The sequence below is a fragment of the Pediococcus parvulus genome (assembly GCF_007990205.1).
Lineage (GTDB): Bacteria > Bacillota > Bacilli > Lactobacillales > Lactobacillaceae > Pediococcus > Pediococcus parvulus.
Window position 1 is genome coordinate 24,313 of record NZ_BJWE01000008.1, and the last position, 18,315, is coordinate 42,627.

Annotated in this window: 16 protein-coding genes and 1 other annotated feature; of the genes, 11 read left to right on the top strand and 5 right to left on the bottom strand. The window is 38.3% G+C overall.

From position 1 onward, the window contains the following. Window positions 1-219: 219 nt before the first annotated feature. Window positions 220-1,602 carry an amino acid permease gene (locus PPA04_RS03245; protein ID WP_057784034.1) on the top strand — a complete coding sequence of 461 codons (1,383 nt, stop codon included), beginning with the start codon at window positions 220-222 and terminating at the stop codon, window positions 1,600-1,602. 36 nt (window positions 1,603-1,638) lie between these two features. Here the strand turns inward: PPA04_RS03245 and PPA04_RS03250 are convergent, their stop codons facing one another. Further along, window positions 1,639-2,100 carry a MarR family winged helix-turn-helix transcriptional regulator gene (locus tag PPA04_RS03250; RefSeq protein ID WP_057784037.1) on the bottom strand — a complete coding sequence of 154 codons (462 nt, stop codon included), beginning with the start codon at window positions 2,098-2,100 and terminating at the stop codon, window positions 1,639-1,641. Window positions 2,101-2,228: 128 nt separating this feature from the next. Between PPA04_RS03250 and PPA04_RS03255 the strand changes: the two genes are divergently transcribed. The 4 genes from PPA04_RS03255 (at window position 2,229) to PPA04_RS03270 (ending at window position 8,140) form a co-directional block, all read left to right on the top strand. After that, window positions 2,229-4,565, top strand: a complete 2,337-nt coding sequence (locus PPA04_RS03255; RefSeq protein WP_057784040.1) for an ABC transporter ATP-binding protein/permease — start codon at window positions 2,229-2,231, stop codon at window positions 4,563-4,565. 276 nt (window positions 4,566-4,841) lie between these two features. Beyond that, entirely contained in the window at window positions 4,842-5,747 is a 906-nt protein-coding gene (locus PPA04_RS03260; protein WP_057784042.1) for an ABC transporter ATP-binding protein, read from the top strand. 13 nt (window positions 5,748-5,760) lie between these two features. Continuing rightward, a complete protein-coding gene (locus PPA04_RS03265; RefSeq protein ID WP_057784043.1) occupies window positions 5,761-6,531 on the top strand; it encodes a DUF2705 family protein in 771 nt (256 codons plus the stop codon). Window positions 6,532-7,282: 751 nt separating this feature from the next. Further along, window positions 7,283-8,140 carry a glycosyltransferase-like membrane protein gene (locus tag PPA04_RS03270; RefSeq protein ID WP_057784045.1) on the top strand — a complete coding sequence of 286 codons (858 nt, stop codon included), beginning with the start codon at window positions 7,283-7,285 and terminating at the stop codon, window positions 8,138-8,140. Here PPA04_RS03270 and PPA04_RS03275 read toward each other — a convergent pair. Together PPA04_RS03275 and PPA04_RS03280 are read right to left on the bottom strand one after the other, a co-directional pair. Next, window positions 8,064-8,420, bottom strand: a complete 357-nt coding sequence (locus PPA04_RS03275; protein ID WP_147206705.1) for a peptide deformylase — start codon at window positions 8,418-8,420, stop codon at window positions 8,064-8,066. The genes PPA04_RS03270 and PPA04_RS03275 overlap by 77 nt on opposite strands. After that, on the bottom strand, window positions 8,413-8,883 hold the full coding sequence (locus tag PPA04_RS03280) for an NUDIX domain-containing protein (protein WP_057784046.1): 471 nt from the start codon (window positions 8,881-8,883) through the stop codon (window positions 8,413-8,415). Before PPA04_RS03280 ends, PPA04_RS03275 begins: the two co-directional genes overlap by 8 nt. A 326-nt stretch (window positions 8,884-9,209) precedes the next feature. Beyond that, window positions 9,210-9,456 (top strand) — a binding site (T-box leader). A 55-nt stretch (window positions 9,457-9,511) separates the two neighbouring features. Between PPA04_RS03280 and PPA04_RS03285 the strand changes: the two genes are divergently transcribed. Then, window positions 9,512-10,627 (top strand): 5-methyltetrahydropteroyltriglutamate--homocysteine S-methyltransferase, encoded by a 1,116-nt coding sequence (locus tag PPA04_RS03285; protein ID WP_057784049.1) that lies wholly within the window; start codon window positions 9,512-9,514, stop codon window positions 10,625-10,627. 94 nt (window positions 10,628-10,721) lie between these two features. On the opposite strand, the gene PPA04_RS09875 is transcribed toward PPA04_RS03285, so the two are convergent. After that, window positions 10,722-10,919, bottom strand: coding sequence for a bacteriocin immunity protein (locus PPA04_RS09875; protein ID WP_084254219.1), 198 nt, complete (start codon window positions 10,917-10,919; stop codon window positions 10,722-10,724). Window positions 10,920-11,140: 221 nt separating this feature from the next. Here PPA04_RS09875 and PPA04_RS03295 point away from each other — a divergent pair, with 221 nt between their 5' ends. From PPA04_RS03295 to PPA04_RS03310, 4 genes are all read left to right on the top strand, one after another. Then, on the top strand, window positions 11,141-11,593 hold the full coding sequence (locus PPA04_RS03295; protein ID WP_057784051.1) for a MarR family winged helix-turn-helix transcriptional regulator: 453 nt from the start codon (window positions 11,141-11,143) through the stop codon (window positions 11,591-11,593). A 1-nt stretch (window position 11,594) separates the two neighbouring features. After that, on the top strand, window positions 11,595-12,116 hold the full coding sequence (locus tag PPA04_RS03300; RefSeq protein WP_057784053.1) for a GNAT family N-acetyltransferase: 522 nt from the start codon (window positions 11,595-11,597) through the stop codon (window positions 12,114-12,116). A 251-nt stretch (window positions 12,117-12,367) separates the two neighbouring features. Then, window positions 12,368-13,720, top strand: coding sequence for a sugar porter family MFS transporter (locus tag PPA04_RS03305; RefSeq protein WP_186806941.1), 1,353 nt, complete (start codon window positions 12,368-12,370; stop codon window positions 13,718-13,720). 39 nt (window positions 13,721-13,759) lie between these two features. Then, window positions 13,760-14,914 (top strand): glycosyltransferase, encoded by a 1,155-nt coding sequence (locus tag PPA04_RS03310; RefSeq protein ID WP_057784055.1) that lies wholly within the window; start codon window positions 13,760-13,762, stop codon window positions 14,912-14,914. A 102-nt stretch (window positions 14,915-15,016) separates the two neighbouring features. Here the strand turns inward: PPA04_RS03310 and nagE are convergent, their stop codons facing one another. Next, window positions 15,017-17,020 (bottom strand): N-acetylglucosamine-specific PTS transporter subunit IIBC, encoded by a 2,004-nt coding sequence (gene nagE, locus PPA04_RS03315; RefSeq protein ID WP_057784058.1) that lies wholly within the window; start codon window positions 17,018-17,020, stop codon window positions 15,017-15,019. Window positions 17,021-17,433: 413 nt separating this feature from the next. On the opposite strand from nagE, the gene licT reads away from it, so the two are divergent. Then, a complete protein-coding gene (gene licT, locus PPA04_RS03320; protein ID WP_057784060.1) occupies window positions 17,434-18,273 on the top strand; it encodes a BglG family transcription antiterminator LicT in 840 nt (279 codons plus the stop codon). Window positions 18,274-18,315: the final 42 nt, after the last annotated feature.

Sequence of the window (18,315 nt, forward strand, 5' to 3'; positions counted from 1 at the left end):
CATGTTGTTTATTTAACTCCGAAATTAGTAAGATTGAAAATGGTATAATTATTACAATTATAAAGGTTTATTGCAATTCAGCTAATTTTACGGACTTAACCATTGATAATTTTGTTAATGTATTATTTGTCTAGTTGCGGTAAATTATAAACAAGGAAAAACTAATTTGCACAGCGCCTAATTACATAAAAAGCAAATAACAACATATCTGGAGGAAAAATGAAACAAAAAGTAGAAAAGGCGCCAACATTACGACGTTCAATGACCGCAAATCAAATGGAAATGATTTCTCTGGGTGGTGCAATTGGAGTGGGCCTCTTTATGGGGGCAACCTCTACAATTAAATGGACGGGTCCTTCTGTCATTTTTGCCTATATGTTTGTAGGGCTCATTCTCTACATTGTCATGCGCGCCCTTGGGGAAATGGTTTATGTCAATCCAGGGACCGGCTCCTTTGCCGATTATGCAACTGAGTATGTCCATCCACTTGCCGGTTACATGGCAAAATGGGCAAACGTTTTTGAATATATTGTGGTTGGGATGTCTGAGGTTGTAGCCGCAACCGAGTACTTAAAATATTGGTGGCCGCACACTAATTCATTTATTGCAGGAATTATTGTGATTTTATTCCTAGTTGCAGCCAATCTCACTAGCGCAAAGGCCTATGGGTCACTGGAATTTTGGTTTGCCATGATTAAAGTTGTGACAATTATTATGATGATTATATTGGGATTTGCCATTATCTTTCTTGGCTGGGGAAACGGTGGTCACCCAGTGGGGTTGAGTAACCTTTGGAGCCACGGCGGGTTCTTTACCGGTGGTTTTCGTGGATTTTTCTTCTCCATGTCGATTATTGTGGGTTCTTATCAAGGAATTGAACTACTTGGAATTTCAGCTGGTGAAGTGGCAAATCCTCAAAAAGCGATTGTGAAATCTGTGAAATCTGTGCTGCTCCGAATTTTAATCTTCTATGTTGGGGCAATTTTTGTAATTGTAACGATCTACCCATGGAATCAACTGAGTTCGATTGGTTCGCCATTCGTGTCGACCTTCGCCAAGGTTGGTATTACAACGGCGGCTTCTGTGATCAACTTTGTGGTTTTGACAGCGGCACTCTCGGGTGCCAATTCAGGGATTTATTCTTCGAGTCGGATGCTGTTTAAACTAGCTCATGAAGGGGATGCACCCAAGATCCTAGGTCGGTTGTCTAAACGAGTTGTACCTGATGCAGCCATTTTAGGAATCTCGGGTGGAATTTTACTTGGCTTTATCGTTGATACAGTGGCTTCAATCTACAGTAAATCTACTTCAAATTTATTTGTTGTGGTGTTCAGTTCTTCAGTGCTGCCGGGAATGGTACCATGGTTTGTGATTCTGTTGGCCGAACTACGCTTCCGCAAGGGCAATGCGAAACTTATGGAGACGCACCCCTTTAAACTTCCGCTTTATCCGTTTGCCAATTATTTTGCATTCATAATGTTGTTGGTTATTGTGGTGTTCATGTTTATCAATCCAGATACGCGAATATCAGTGATCGTTGGAGCAGTAGTTTTGATTCTGGCTGCGACGGTTTACTTGATCCGTCATCGCCAGAAAATCTAAATACTAAAAGACGGCTTTTAAGACCGTCTTTTTTTGTTAATTTTTTTCGATTCCCAGTTCAATGATCCCCGCCTTTTCCATTAAGCGGATACTTTCTTCCAGGTGATGGACTAAAGATTTTTGATCGTTGCTATCAAGTAAGGCGACTCGACTTTCGATCTGAGACTGAATCAAATCCATATGGGCCTTAACAACTGATTGACCCTTTTTTGTGCGTTGAACATTAATGATTCGGCGATTATCCTCGTTTCGTTTTCGGTGCACTAGCCCACGTTTTTCAAGTGTATTAATAATGCGGGTCAATTGTGGTCGAGTAATGCCGATCGCGATTGCCAGTTCAGTCATGGTCATGCCGGAGTGACGGTAAACATTTCTGAGCGTGATGGCTTGCAATCTAGTGAGTTCGAAATCTTCGAGAGACCGATTTTGTGAGATTACTTGTGCGAAGGCCAAAAACAGTTTGCCAAACGCATCGCCACTATTAGTATTTGTTTCCATAATTTGCGTCTCCAAAGTTGGTATAAAAATAAGTTTTCATAACAGTTGACAATTGTGAAGTATGTCCCTATAGTTAAGCATTGTCAAATAAAATCAGTCAAAATTAAAAGTAAAAAGAGGATATGCCGTTGTTAAATTTAAGCCACATCAACAAGTATTATCACGTTGGAGATACTGTTACAAAGGCACAAGATGATGTTTCTGTTGAGTTTCGAAAACAAGAGTTTGTTGCTATATTAGGGCCCAGTGGTTCGGGTAAAACAACCATGCTGAATATCATTGGCGGATTGGACCGCTATGATTCTGGGGATCTGCTGATAAAGGGCAAGTCTACCAAAAATTTTAAAGACTCTGAATGGGATGCTTACCGAAATAATTCGGTTGGCTTTATTTTTCAATCCTATAACCTAATTTCCCATCTTTCCATTCTTGAAAATGTGGAAATGGGGATGACTTTAAGTGGTGTGCCATCAGCAATCAAAAAGCAAAAAGCTACAGACGCTCTAATTCGGGTTGGGCTAAAAGATCAAATTCGTAAACAACCAAATCAGTTATCCGGTGGGCAAATGCAGCGAGTGGCTATTGCCCGAGCGATTGCCAATGATCCAGAAATTCTTCTTGCTGATGAACCAACAGGAGCCTTAGATTCCGAAACAAGTGACGAGATTATGCAATTGATTCGAGATTTGAGTAAAGATCGTCTTGTGATTATGGTGACGCATAATCCCGACTTGGCTCATAAATATGCAGATCGCATTATTGAGTTTGCCGATGGTCAGATTCAAAATGACTCAAAGCCGTTTGAAGAAGAACAAGCACAAACTGATTTTTCATTAAATAACACAAAAATGAGCTACTGGACAGCGCTTATGCTGTCTTACACCAATATTCGCACAAAAAAAGGTAGAACGTTCTTAACTGTGTTCGCTTCAAGTATTGGTATTATCAGTATTGCAGTCGTTTTGGCCCTTTCAAACGGGTTTCAAAAACAAGTTGATGAAAGTCAAAGTGATGCTTTGTCAACAATGCCCGTGACGGTTTCACCAACTAGTACGGATCCCAGTGCCATGAGTTCAAGTGATAATACTGATAAAAAGCTTTCTAAGAATAATCAGGTTAAGGCTGAAAAAAGTGCTGAGGATAAAGCGCAACACACAAATAAAATTACCACCAATTACTTGGATTATTTGAATAAAATGCCTAAAAAAGATGCGAAAAACATTGCTGTGAGTTACGGTACCGGCATGAATTTATTGCGGAAGGTTAATGGTAAATACAAACCAGTTACATTTTCGACTAGCAATCCGGACAATTCCTCAACCAGTGCGAGTGCGATGATGAGCGCGTCTACTGGCTTAAATGGAAGTGTTTATCCAGTTGACCGTAATGGCAAGCAAAGTTTCTTAAGGACGTATTATAAGGTGATTGCTGGCAGTTATCCAACGAAGTCTACAGATATTGTGTTAGTGGTGGACAAAGATAATACCGTCAATATTAATGCCCTAAAGAATCTTGGTTTTACTGTTAAAGAAGGTCAAAAGTTTAATTATAAAGATCTAGTTGGCACAAAAATTAAGGTCGTTGCAAATGATAATTATTATACAAAACTGCCAACCGGAAACTATGTATCTGGAACGGATTATGCGAAGATGGCCGCAAAGGCAAGTACAAAAACGCTAACTGTTAAGGGGATTATTCGGGTAAAAGCCTCAGGTAACTCGGATGGCATTCTTGCAAATGGGGTGGCCTACAGTGCTAATTTGACGAAAGACGTTTTGAATGCAAACAAGAATTCAAAAATTGTGACTGCCCAAAAGAAGAGCAACAACAATGTTATGACTGGTCAAAAGATGGACAATGCAACCCGTTCAGCAATGTTGACCACACTTGGTGGTGACTCAACACCAACTAATATTCAAATTTATCCAACTAAGTTTAAACAAAAAGACAAGGTCCTTTCTTATTTAGATAAATATAATAAAGGTAAGAGTAAAACAGATAAAGTCGTTTACACGGATCTTGCCAGCACCATTTCTAAAATGACCGGTGGCATTATGGACGCCATTACCTATGTTTTGGTGGCTTTTGCTGGAATTTCACTGGTGACTTCTATGATCATGATTGCGATCATTACGTACACAAGTGTTCTAGAACGGACTAAAGAAATTGGGGTGCTCAAAGCCTTGGGAGCGCGTAAGAAAGATATTACCCGGGTGTTTGATGCGGAAACCTTTATCTTAGGGTTTGGTGCTGGGGTGTTCGGGATTTTCGTTGCTTGGGCGTTAACTTTCCCGATCAACGCGATTTTGGAGAATGTGACTGGACTAGCGGGGGTTGCTGTTTTGAATCCGACTCAAGCTGTTATCTTAGTGATTGTCTCAACCATTCTGACCATGTTAGGTGGTCATATACCAGCACGAATGGCTGCCAAGAAAGATGCTGCCATTGCGTTGCGAGCAGACTAAATTTAAAATATGCAAAAGAAAGTGCAAAAAAGACGGTTCAGACGATAGTCATTCTTGTGGCGGAAGAATCTTCCTTTTTTACACATTTCAGAAATAATATTTTGGAAAATATAAAGCGGGCAGGCAAAAACATAGTTTTTGCCTGCCCACTTTTTGCCTGCTTCGGATAATCCGAAAAAATTTACCGTTCCTTGAAGGACCTTGACAGAAGAGAATTCAGCATGTATAGTTAGTCACATAAGTAACTAACTAATTCACTATATATGGAGGGGCAAAATGGCAAATATTTTAGAAGTCAAACATCTAAACAAAAGTTTTGGACGGAAACCGGTTTTACATGATATTAGTTTCACAGTCCAAAAAGGCCGAATTGTAGGGCTTGTAGGACCTAATGGGGCAGGAAAATCAACCATTATGAAAACTGTTTTAGGATTGACTGATTTTTCTAATGGTGAAATTTTGGTTGAGGGACAAACGGTCACAGCCACAAAGCATACTAGTTTAGCATACGTGGGGGCGTTAATCGAGTATCCAGGGATTTATCCATTTATGAGCGGGCTGGATCATTTGAAGTTGTTTGCAACGGGTGATGATCAAAATCAACGAATTGATGAAGTTGTCACGGAGTTACGAATGACAAAGTATATCAAACGGAAAGCCAAATCCTATTCCTTGGGCATGAAACAAAAATTAGGAATTGCTTTGGCCTTAGTGAACCATCCAAATTTTGTGGTGTTAGACGAACCGATGAATGGGTTGGATCCGGAATCAAATAAAGATTTGCGAAATATTATAACTAACCTGGCTAAAAAGGGAACAACTATTTTAATTTCGAGTCATATTTTAAGCGAACTCGAAAAATTGGTGAATGACGTTTTAGTCATTGATAAAGGCCGCATTGTTTCTCAATCCTCTATGCGGAATTTGATGAATCGAGGCAAAAAGTATCTCGTGATCAAATCAGCTGATGATGCGAAAGCCAAAAACTTGTTGATGGCGGCCGGCTACGAATTGGCAGACGGTGATGACGTTCGAATTTTAGAAACAGATGCACAGAAATTGATGCCAATTTTAAAAATCTATGTTGAAAATGATATTGAAATTTTAGATATTCAACATCAGCAAAGTGACTTAGAAACATCATTGTTAACGCTGCTGGCTAATGATCAAGTGACGGAATAGGGGGAGAAGCAAAATGTTAACGTTAATACATCAAGAGACTTTCAAATTAATGCATAAAAAGAGCACTTATTTTGTTTCACTGTTTTTGGCAGGCATGATCATCTTGTTTGGAGTTCTTGCTAAGTTGTATCCTAATAGTTTTGATCCCAAAAGTATGTTTAATATTAATTTCACGGGGATTGAATGGATCACGTTTTTAATGATTGCGGCAAGTGCTTCAATTGTGGCAATGGAATTTCAATACGGAACTGTAAAAGAACTGCTGTATCGAAAGTACAATCGGGGTCAGGTTCTTGTAAGCAAATGGATTGTCACTTTTATTTATTCACTCTACATGTACGTTTTGGCACTGGTGTTAACGCTCGTGTTGAAAGTGGTTTTGTTTAATCATACCTTTGAGCTGGGCAAACTCAGTGGTAGCCATACAGTTATCGAAAATTTACTAATTTCAATGGGAAGCCAATTTATTGGTTTGTGGTTGGTGCTAAGTTTGGTCTTGCTCTTGGCAACTATGTTTAAGAGCTCAACAGTAGCAGTTTCTGCTGGATTTATCGGCTATTTTGCTGCCAATATTGCAGCAAGTTTGATGTTCGGACTTATTGGCAAATGGGAGTGGTTAAAGTGGAATCCATTAAATATGCTGTCATTATCAACGCAGGTCATGACGCCATCTTATCGTGAGTTTACTAAGCTGACGGTTGATCAATTGGTTATGGGTAATCTTGGTTACATCGTGGTATTTTTGTTTTTGGGTTATCTTATTTTCAAAAAACGAAATGTGTAATTAAATAATCTAAAGTAAAGCCGTTTCAGGTCTCAGAAAAATAATGAGCCGAAACGGCTTTTTTTATGTGGCAAACTGTAATATTTCACCTCTTGAATTAAAGAAATGTAATATAATGACACTATTGGATAGTTTTTGATATGACTGGAGGGGTAACGGCTTGCAAATCAGAAAAATAGTGACGAGCTTAGGAGTCTTATTTCTAGCATCCTTTTTGACTGCATGTGGGGCAAAAAATACAAAAGTTGTTGTTCCAAAGAAAAATTCAAGTACATTTGTCATTCAATCGTTTCTAATTTAGTTTTATCTTTATGAAAAGAATTTTAACCATTGATAAAAGCTGTCCACAAAAATTTACTCATGTTTGACTGGAGATTGTTTTCAGTAGTGCCTACTGTAATGGCTTTTATATTAAAAAAGTTATGAATAAATTATATAATTTTGATGCGCGAAGGAGTCTGTTTTACTACGCATTCAGTAATAGTGAATGGAATCTTGATTGGGTAAAACGAGTCTTATGAATTTTTTTGGTACTAAATAAGCGTCATAACTGTTCAAAGCAAGGTTAACCATTTTTCTTGTAGCAGTGAAACGTTTATTTAATTTTGTTTGTAAATAAAGCTAGTGGAAATAAACTTAAATACGGCTAAACTACTATTGACATGAAATGCTTTATTGCCTAATAATGGGCTTATTATCTGTAACTTTATAGGGTTATGTACATAATAAATATTAATGACGGAGAATACATATGAAGAGGCTTATTTCAAAAGGAATTGATCAAATTATTTTGTGTCTACTAATCATTAGTCTGGTTGGGGCATTGATCTCTACAAATTTAGCGAATACCTATCAATTTGGATTTATTGTGGGTATATTAACTATTTTGGGTATTATACTAGTAATTTTACCCTTTCCGAAGGCTAACATAGGAAAGTATTTATGCTTTTTGAATCAACCATGGTTTTTTTGCTTGATTATTTTGGCCTATCAAATCCTATTGGTTGTCAGTTTAACGGGAGAGATTGGCTATGATGCGTTTACCATTAAGCATGCAGCTATGGGAAATCCAGATTATTATTACTTTTCCGTTTATCCAAATAATCTGGGAATTCTATTTTTAATGCGCTTTTTATATGTGATTAGTCATGCCCTTGGGATAACGAATTTTACACTTACATTGAATTTCGTTAATATATTTTTTGTTGATATTGCTGTATTTTTAATTTGGCTTTTTTTGAAAAAATATTTAAAAAAGTCGATTTTATGGGGTTTGTTTCCTTTTGTATTCATACTTGCACCGTGGCTGGTAGTTTTTTATTCTGATACAACAGTTTTACCGTTCACGGCCGCAATGATTGTGACGCTGTATGAGTTACTTCAAAACTTTAATCATAAACAATACTCAGCAAAAAGATTATATGTGTTGAGTACCATTTTTGGTATTAGCACATTTTGTGCATATGCGCTAAAACCAAGTACATTCATATTTGTGCTCGCTACCGTTGTTGAATTGGCCTTGAATTTATTAATTAAGCCTTTCTCCAATGAGTGTGGGGGACAAAATTTTGGTCCTGATAAGCCACTTCAATTTGTTTGTAACGGGTAGTTGGACGTTCTCCTAATAAAGACAGACAGCCTTCCTTAGTGGAATAGGCGTCTGTTTTTTTCGTAATTATAGGGTTTACCATTGGAACTGGCAATAGTCCCATTTGAAAAACAATGATGCGTTTGTTCACACCAATCATGTTGGCCGCCATCCCAACACAATCAGCTTGATGCGCCTTGAGAGTGTCTAATAAATCAGTTGTCACTTGAGCATCTGCTTTGGTAGCTTTAACTGCCTTTTGTGATAGTGACGCTGTGTTGCGATTGATGGGTTTAATCATGGTTTTGCTCCTTAAATGTTTGGTTGCTTGGAAAGTACAACTCTTTATTTTTATGATTGAGATAATCGGTAAAAATGGCCGAAACAACCGAATTTAGCTTATAGTTTTTCATTTGATTCCGTGCCAACCACAATGTTTGACCTTCATTTTTTGTTCCGGCTAGGTTATGTGTTGCAGTTTCTGTGGGAATTGTTGCTTGATATACAAAGATGAGTTCTTTGAGACTGTCTTGACGGTCGAAATTAACAAAGCCCATTAGTGTGGGAGACACAATGGTCAAACCAGTTTCTTCTTTAATCTCTCGAATGGCCGCGCTTGTGACGGATTCGTTGGGTTCCACATGACCACCAGGAAATGTTAGTGATGGTTCGAATTCGGAATCATTTTTTTTCATAACAAGTATTTTTTGATTACAGTTAATTAAACAAATACAAGTAAGTTCACAAGGATATGTTCGATCCATGAGGCTAGCTTCCTCTCTATATTAAAATTCTTTTTTACTTATTTTATCATGTTGAATGAAGAGGCGTGATATTGATTGTTAGCGTTATTGCAGTAGATGCAAGGGTTCAAATCCCTAATGACGATGTGTTTAAAAGGATTAAAGCTTTTTATATTTAGATGGAGGAACCCTCTGAAAGACGGTTATAAATGCTAAGTACGCTTCCAGCAGGTTTACGATCCCACATAAAGCACACTTAGCTTTTTATAACTAGTATTTTATTCATTTATTTTTCCACTTGACAATTCATTTTATCACGATTAGAATTGCATTAAAATCAAATTAATAAATGAACAATGAAAAGATGAGTAGTCATGCGATTGACTTTTAGAGAGGTTCCGTTTGGTGAAAGGAACTACAATCAAGTGGTGAAGATGGTCTTGGAGAGAAATGTTGTTGAATCATTGACTAGACAACATTGGGTACGCCCATTAACGCGCAGAGTATAGCAATTTTATTGTCGTACTTTTTAAGTTGTTTAGTGTGAACTAAACAAAAACAAAAGGTGGTACCGCGAGATCAATCGTCCTTGGAATTTATTCCAGGGGCGTTTTTTATTGTTCAAATAATAAATAGGAGAGTGTATGAGATGACAGTTAGTGTAAAGAATCAATTTCCATATCGTTATGACGAAGTAGGCAGTTTGTTGCGGCCAGAAGCTTTGAAAGAGGCTCGGGCCAAATTTCATGCTAATAAAATTAGCACGGATGAGTTGAAAAAGGTTGAAGACCAAGAAATTGACCGGATTGTTAAAAAACAAGTTGAGCTTGGTTTAAAGGCGGTAACTGCTGGTGAGTTCCGTCGTAGCTGGTGGCACTTGGACTTTATCGATGGTCTAAATGGTGCCCATTTCTTCACACCTGAAAAGGGGTATAATTTTAATGGTCTTGAAACCCGTAAAGGTGGCATCAAGATCACAGATAAGGTGACTTATAACCCTGATCATCCTTTCTTTGCGGATTTCTCATACCTAAATAGTATTGTGTCAGAAGGCGTGACTGCTAAACAAACGATTCCAAGCCCATCTGTTTTGTTTCCTAATAAGGATGCAGAAATTTTTGATGACTATTATGACTATGATTTGGACGACTTTGTGGACGATTTGATTGTTGCCTACCAAAAAACGGTTCAGCATTTTTATGATTTAGGTTGTCGTTACCTACAAATTGATGATACCTCATGGGGAATGTGGGCCAGTTTTTCAAAGGGCACGCTGAATCCTGACTTAAAACCCGTTGCGAAAGCAGCTGTTCGTGCAATCAACGCCATTGCTGATAACAAACCAGCAGATTTAACCTTGACGATGCATGTGTGTCGCGGAAATTATGCTTCAACATGGGCAGGGGCAGGGGCTTACGATCCAGTGGCCGACTACTTAGCACAACTCCATATTGATGGTTATTTCTTGGAATATGATGACGAACGCTCTGGTGGCTTTGAACCTCTTAAGAAGATTGCCGATAATGGCCGTCATCAACGCATTGTGTTAGGCTTGGTTACTTCTAAGAAACCAGAGCTTGAACCACAGGCTGTTTTGAAAGCACGAATTAAGGACGCTAGCCAATATGTACCTTTGGAAGATCTTTGCTTATCAGCACAGTGTGGCTTTGCCTCAACTGAAGAGGGTAACCACTTGACCGAAGACCAGCAATGGGACAAGTTGAAACTTGTGATCGACACGGCTAAATCGGTGTGGTCAGATTAAATTTAGAAAAGTGACTTCAGTTTCGACTATGATAAATAAGTTAAGTCACAAAAATGAGGTAAGGGGAAATTCCCAAACCTCATTTTTGTATAGTTTAGTAAAGATATGCTGGTCCCCAGTACTTTACAGCATTATGGGCAATTCCTTCATACAAAGTTGTTAAAGCATGTGGTGCCACGTATTGATGAGCAAGTAAATAATGTGTAATTTCACGACTGAGTTTTACGCAAACTAGTTTGACTTCAGCATTATTTTCTAATTCAGTTGCATAAGTTAAGAGAAACTTTGAAATTTCTGTATTTTGTTGGCCTCATCAATTAAATTAAAAATTGCTTTTTGTTTTTTGTCCATTTCCTGCTCCCCCAATGTTGTGAATCACATATGGTATACACCTTGTTAGATCAGTTTCAAGTCGACCATTCTGTTAAGATGAATTTTGATATTTTGAAAATTGGTTTTGCTGTATTTGCAACAAAATGCTATAATGTTTTTTATTAAGCGAGGTGATTTCCAATGGCCGATGTTTTACGCGAAATTGGCGCAATTTCAAGAGCACTCGATTCGATTAGTAATATTGAGTTTAAAAAGTATGAGTTAACCAAAGGACAGTACCTTTACTTGGTGCGCATTTGTGAAAATCCCGGTATTATTCAAGAACGAGTAGCTGAAATGCTTAAAGTGGATCGGACTACCGCGGCTCGAGCCATTCAGAAATTAACGCAAAATGGGTTAATTGAAAAACGAATGGGCGTCACTAATAAGAAAAATAAACAGCTCTTTCCAACATCAAAAGGACTGGCAATTTTCCCCGTTATTCAAAGGGAAAACAAGTATTCAACTAGGGTGGCTTTGAATGGGTTTACGGATGAAGAACGGCAATTAGTTGAACGATTATTAACCCGAATGCGCGAAAACGTTTCGTCAGATTGGAATTATGTTAAAAAAGGAAATCAGCGGAGGTACTGAAATGATAAAACAAGTGCAACTGACAAAATTAGACGTCAATGATTGGCAAGAATTACAAAAAGTGAGTATCGAAACTTATAAGGATACGTTTGATCCTTTCAACCCGCCTGATATTATGGACGCTTATTTGACGGAGGCGTATGAACCGAAAAAATTGCAGCGGGAGTTAGCAAATCCTAATTCTAGTTTTTACTTTGTGAAGGTCGATCAAGAAACAGCCGGGTACTTAAAAGTAAATATAAATGATGCGCAAACCGAAAAAATGGGAACTGATAATTTGGAAGTAGAAAGAATTTATATTCGTCCAGCTTTTAAACACCAGGGATTAGGTACCCGCCTCATTCAAGAAGCGGAAAAACTAACTCGTGAAAATCATAAGGCCAAAATTTGGTTGGGCGTTTGGGAACATAACGAACCGGCTAAACATTTCTACCCCAAGTTTGGGTTCAAACGCATTGGCCAACATTCCTTTTTTATGGGCGATGATGAACAGACAGATTATTTGATGCAAAAGGTGCTTTAACTACAAAAGGTTCGATTCTAGACATAAGAATTGGCCTTTTTTTATATGCAATTGTCTCTCCAAATAGAAGAGAAAATCCAGTGTGGCCCTCAATGAAAACGCTTTATAATGGGCTTTGTTTGTTTATGCCAAAATTTGGTGGTAAGGTTTACTTGGATGGCACTTTAAATTAGTTAGTGGAGGAGGGTAACTTTCGAAACAGAATACTGATTTGAGGATGACATTTTTTATTTTATTAAGGAGTGATTTGTTTGCATCAGAGAACACGTAACTTACGTCATACAACCAGCGTAATCACAATTGGTGGTTTGTTATTTGGTTATGACACAGGTGTGATTAACGGTGCGTTGCCATTTATGTCAAGTAGATCGCAGCTAAATTTAAATGCGACAGGTCAAGGTTTAGTATCCAGTATTTTAATTTTAGGTGCCGCTTTAGGTTCCATGTTTACTGGAAAAGTTTCGGCACTTTATGGGCGCCATCGTGTGGTCCAATGGATTGCCAGCTTATTTATTCTCGCTAATGTATTTTGTGCGTTGGCACCGAACGAATTTATTTTTATTATTTTTCGGTTTGTTTTGGGAATTGCCGTCGGGGCGGCATCCGAAGTAATTCCTGTTTATCTCTCGGAAATTTCACCGATTAATGCCCGGGGGATGGTTGTTACCCGTAACGATTTCAAAATTGTGTTGGGGCAATTTTTCGCTTATGCCGTTAATGCCATTATTGGTGGGACGTTTAGCAATATTATGTGGATTTGGCGTGTCATGTTAGTCATGGCGTCCTTACCGGCTGCAATTTTGTTGTTGGAGGATCGTTCCGTTCCGGAAAGCCCTATTTGGTTATGGAAGAATGGCTATTTTAAAAGAGCTAAATTGGTCATGCAGAGATATTTGCAACCCAAGGAAGCTAAGCAAGAAGTTGAAGAACTTCAAACTGATGACGATTCAGTTACTCCAGCACAAACTTGGCGAAACGTCTTATTTTCGAGTAATATCAAGATTTTATTAATAGGGGTTGGACTAGCAATTGCTCAGCAGATCACGGGGGTCAATGCCATTATGTATTACGGTACCTTAATGTTAGAAAAAACTGGGTTAACACGAAGTTCGTCACTTTATGGAAACATCATCATTGGATTAGTATCTGTGTTGAGTGTGGGTATCAGTGTCCGAATTGTTGGACGATTCAAACGCCGTCATTTATTGTTGGCGGGGTTAATTGGTAGTTCGGTAATTTTAGCCGCTTTGAGTTTAGTAACTCGTTTACTGACAGGCTTAGGGCTAGTCATAACAGTTCTGGCTTTTATCACGTTATTTTTAATTTGTCAGCAAGGACTTATCAGTCCGCTAACTTGGTTAATTTTGTCAGAACTATTTCCGATTGATATTCGTGATGTTGGAATGAGTTTTTCAACGTTTTTTGTTTGGATGGCGGACTTTGCAGTTAGTTTCATCTATCCAATTTTGATGAGTGCGTTAGGATTGTCCGCAGTTTTCCGAATTTTTGCGGGTTGTGGCGTTCTTTGTCTCATATTTGTTTACTTGGTCGTACCTGAAACCAAAAATAGAACGATGGTCACATCTAATCAAGTGAATAATTAAACGGAAAGTATTCAAGCTTTAAAATAGGAGTGAATTATTGTGAAACCAGTAGAAACAGCAACCAAGGATGTCCCTCAAGGTGACATTCACGGCTATGATCAGATTCTGAAATATTTTAATAGTGAGCCTGTGAAACAGACAAAAAAGGATGCGTATCATTCAATTACGTTTGTCACGACCGGAATTATTGCTTATGACGGCGGTCAAACAACAATGCTACATTTAGGAACATTGCTTAGTCAACAGGGATACGATGTTTATTATCTAAGTTATGTGCCGCAAACTCGTAAAGAGATGGCTCAAAACGCTGAATTCAACTATGCCGGTTATGAAGGTACTTGTTTGGACATGAGTCAGTTAGATTCACATAAGTCGGATATCTGGCTCGCAACTTTGTGGGAGTCAGCGTATGTGATTAAAAATAAACCAGGTTACAAAATGTATTTTGTGCAAGATTATGAGCCTTATTTTTATCCTTATGGTGATCGTTATCAAATGGCCAAAAGAAGTTATGAATTAGGACTGCATATGGTTTCGTTGGGGCCATGGTGCGCAAAAATGATTAAGGAGAATTGTACTGTGACAAGCCCAATTGATCAGATTAATTTTCCGGTCAACTTGGAACAGTATCCTTATCAATCTCGTGATTTTAGTCATTATCAGAATAAAAGTAGCTTTGATGTGGCCGTGTATACTAAGTGGAGCAGTCCAAGACGAGCACCAATTAATATTCAGTTGAGTTTGAAGAATTGTCAGGCAATTTTAGCTAAACATGATATGAAATTGAATTTACATTATTTTGGTACTGATAAAGCCGCAAAGTTTATTAATGGAGAAAATCTTGGCAAACTAACCAAAACTGAGATGATTGATTTGTATCATCGTTGTGATTTTGGCATTGCTCCATCAATGACAAACTTCTCGTTAGTACCTTTTGAAATGATGAGTTGTGGGCTTCCATTGATCGATTTTAAAGAAGGAACAGGAAAATATTTCTTGCCAGAAGGTTCTTATTTACAGACTAGTTTTGATGAAAAATATTTGGCCCAGACTTTTTTAAACGCCAGATTGAATAGTTTTGTAATTGAAAAACGAGTGAAAAAGGGCGTTTCTCATTTAAAGTCCATTACGTGGAAACAGACGCTTACAGATTTTGAGGCAATTATCGAAAAGATTTCGATCGCAGTTGCATAAAAAATGAAAAAAGAAGAGAAGACCGCAACAAAAACATAGTGTTTTTCGTAGTCTCTCTTCTTTTTTTTGAATATTTTTTACTCTTCTTGATGTCACATCTATTTATTTAGTTGTGGCCTCCAAAATTTTAGTTTTCGGCGAAACCTGATTATTCAGTACCTTAAATTTCAGGAGAGAAATGGCATCCATATTGGTGATGATTACCATCATGGGGGTCTGTTTGCCGGCATCTTTAATGGCTTGTAAATCAACGTTAGCAACTAAATCACCATGATTGATGTGTTGACCATCACTAACTTTTACATCAAAAGGTTTACCTTTTAATTCGACTGTATCAATTCCCATGTGAAGGAGGATCTCCAGACCAGAATCAGTTGTAAAACCAATGGCGTGTTTGGTTGGAAAGACGGTGGTAACCGTCCCATCAACTGGAGAGGTAATGGTGCCAGATGTGGGTTCAATGGCAAATCCATCACCTAACATTTTTTGCGAGAATGTTGAATCATTGACATCTTCAATATTCATATACGTGCCATCAGCAACACTGTAAAACTCATTTAATACACCAGATTTGATAGCAGAATCCGACGTTGTTTCAGCAGGAGATTGGGTCTTAGTCGTTGCTTCTTCTTCAAGTTCTGCAAGCGGCGTTTTGGCGTTAAACAGTTTGCTTAAAGCATCGGCTACAAACTGAACTTCAGTTCCAATAATGATGTGGAGGTTTACTTTATCAAGCATATTTAAGCCCACAGCTCCACTGCGCTTGATGGCAGCCTCATCGATTTTATCCGTATCTTTCAGTTGTAAACGTAAACGAGTTGTACAGTTATCCACAGCAGTTAAATTATCAGCACCGCCTAGGGCCACATAAATTTTTTTCGCTTGAATACTGAATTTATCGTCTTTATCATCGGTTTGAATAGTTGCCTGGGGAGCATCACCGTCATCAGTGTCAGTTAATGGTTCTCGTCCAGGAGTCATTAAGTTAAACTTTTGGATGGCAAAATTAAATCCAAAGTAGTAAATGGCAGCCATCACTAATCCTTGCGGAATCAGCATTAACGGATGGTTTGCAATTGGATTTTTTAAACTCAGCACATAATCGATTAAACCAGCACTGAATGAAAAACCGGCTGTCCAGTGCATGAAGGCGGCAAATGCCATTGATAAGCCCATGAAGAAGGCGTGAATGACGTATAACGGCCAAGCTACAAACATGAAGGAGAACTCAAGAGGTTCAGTAACACCGGTGAAAAATGAAGCAAAGGCGCCTGCTAGCATCAAGGAACCAACTTCTTGTTTGCGTTCAGGACGCGCGTTTCGATAAATGGCGTAGGCTCCAGCTGGTAACCCGAACATCATAACAGGGAAGAAACCAGCTTGGTACATTCCGGTAACACCTTTCGGACCTTCATGAGCTAAGAACTTACCAATATCATTGATCCCGGCTACGTTAAATAGGAAGACAGAGTTCAAAGCTTGATGAAGACCAGTTGGAATCAGCAAGCGGTTGAAGAATCCGTAAATACCAGCTCCTAGAGGGCCTAAGCCGACGACAAATTTTCCGAAAATGACCAAAGCGTTGTAAAGCGGTGGCCAAATGACAAGCAGGACAGCACTGACAATTAACATGACGAGCGCCGCCATAATTGGGACTAACCGTTTGCCACTAAAGAAGGAAAGCGCCATTGGCAATTTGGTGTTGTGGAATCGATTATACAAGGCCGCGGCAATTAAACCGGACATAATTCCGATGAAAACATTGCTGATTGCTGCAAATGACGGATCCACTGCCGAAACTTTAGTGCCAAGCAAGGTCGCCACGGAACTAGACTTCAAAACATTTGTGGGAACTTCAAATGCAACTAGTCCAGCTAAAGCTGCGGAGCCATCCTTATCCTTAGCCATCCCTAATGCTGTCCCGACAGCGAAGAGTAGTGGCAATTGATTTAAAATTGCATTACCACCAGCTTGTAAAAACCGGGCAATAAAACCACTATCTGCGGATGCCCACCAAAAGCCGACGCCGACAAGTAGTGCTGCCGCCGGTAAGACGGCCACGGGAAGCTGTAAAGAACGACCTAACCTCTGAAAATATGTTTTCATTATGAAAACCTCCCGAAAAATAGAATGAAATTTACAAATAATTTCATTTATTAGTCTAGGTTACAGAAAACAATAATGCAAGTGGTTATGTTACATGATCTCACATGTATCAGCATTTATTTGATTTTTTTTGAAATTGGTTTACCTATGAATGACGATGAAAAAATGCCGGTTAATGAAATAAATGTTGAAATTGTTATGTAAAACAGGCTTTATTTTTTGTAAAAGTTTGACAGCGGATACATTCACTGCTAATATAGAAACATTGTCACAATGTTATTACTTCGGGTAAGCATGTGTGATAGTAGATTTGTTCAATTAAATATCATAAGGTGTTATCAAAATTTTGAGCATGACTTATTTGTTGGAGGGATTTTTTCGCTGCAATGAATAAGTCTTTTTAGGTGGTCCGATTGAAAATAAAACGCGTTTTAAACAATAATACAGCAATTTCAGAGAACCATGACGGTCTAGCCATTTTGTTAATGGGTCCTGGAATTGCGTTTGGTAAGAAAAAGGGACAAGAGATTGAGATTGAAAAAGTAGAAAAGACTTTTATTATTAAAGATCCGGATACAATGAACAAATTTACGGACTTAGTCATTGATGTGCCGTTGAACGAGATTATGATTGCGGAAAAGATTATTAATTTTGCCAAGATCAAATTAGGTAAACAGTTAAATGAAATTATTTATGTGAATTTAACAGACCATTTGCATACGACGATTCAAAGATATCGTGATCATATTATTCTCAAGAATCCTTTAAAATGGGATGTGGCGCGTTTTTATCCAGACGAGTTTGCGGTCGGTCAAAAACTTGTTGAAGTTGTGAAAAATGAACTTGGGATCACGCTAGAAGATGATGAAAGTGCCTTTGTTGCTTTGCATTTCGTGAATGCAGAAACAGAGTCCGGGGCTGAACAAAATTTGGCCTATGGCGTCACAAACATGGTTAAAGAAGTCGAAGATATTGTAAAGGACTATTATCATACTGAGTTTGATGAAAGTTCTTTAAACTACTATCGTTTCATCACGCATTTAAAGTTTTTTGCCCAGCGCGTCCTTTTAAATAAGCACTACGATGACGATGATGAAGATTTGCTTCGTACCTTGGAAAAGAAGTATGCCGGTCCGTATGAATGTTCACGGAAGATCCAAACATTTATTCAGGAAAAATATAACTATGAAATTAGCAGTACGGAATTATTATATTTGACGGTTCACATTAGCCGTCTTGTTAAAAACTTATAGGGTGTTATCTTAGTTGAGCATGACCTAAGTAGCTTATTTGGC

Coding starts and splice junctions, on each gene's coding strand:
- PPA04_RS03300 (WP_057784053.1), top strand. CDS start 11,595: ATGATAAAACAAGTGCAACTGACAAAATTAGACGTCAATGATTGGCAA.
- PPA04_RS03280 (WP_057784046.1), bottom strand. CDS start 8,883: ATGGATCGAACATATCCTTGTGAACTTACTTGTATTTGTTTAATTAAC.
- PPA04_RS03265 (WP_057784043.1), top strand. CDS start 5,761: ATGTTAACGTTAATACATCAAGAGACTTTCAAATTAATGCATAAAAAG.
- PPA04_RS03295 (WP_057784051.1), top strand. CDS start 11,141: ATGGCCGATGTTTTACGCGAAATTGGCGCAATTTCAAGAGCACTCGAT.
- PPA04_RS03250 (WP_057784037.1), bottom strand. CDS start 2,100: ATGGAAACAAATACTAATAGTGGCGATGCGTTTGGCAAACTGTTTTTG.
- PPA04_RS03245 (WP_057784034.1), top strand. CDS start 220: ATGAAACAAAAAGTAGAAAAGGCGCCAACATTACGACGTTCAATGACC.
- PPA04_RS03270 (WP_057784045.1), top strand. CDS start 7,283: ATGAAGAGGCTTATTTCAAAAGGAATTGATCAAATTATTTTGTGTCTA.
- PPA04_RS03275 (WP_147206705.1), bottom strand. CDS start 8,420: ATGATTAAACCCATCAATCGCAACACAGCGTCACTATCACAAAAGGCA.
- nagE (WP_057784058.1), bottom strand. CDS start 17,020: ATGAAAACATATTTTCAGAGGTTAGGTCGTTCTTTACAGCTTCCCGTG.
- PPA04_RS03285 (WP_057784049.1), top strand. CDS start 9,512: ATGACAGTTAGTGTAAAGAATCAATTTCCATATCGTTATGACGAAGTA.
- PPA04_RS03260 (WP_057784042.1), top strand. CDS start 4,842: ATGGCAAATATTTTAGAAGTCAAACATCTAAACAAAAGTTTTGGACGG.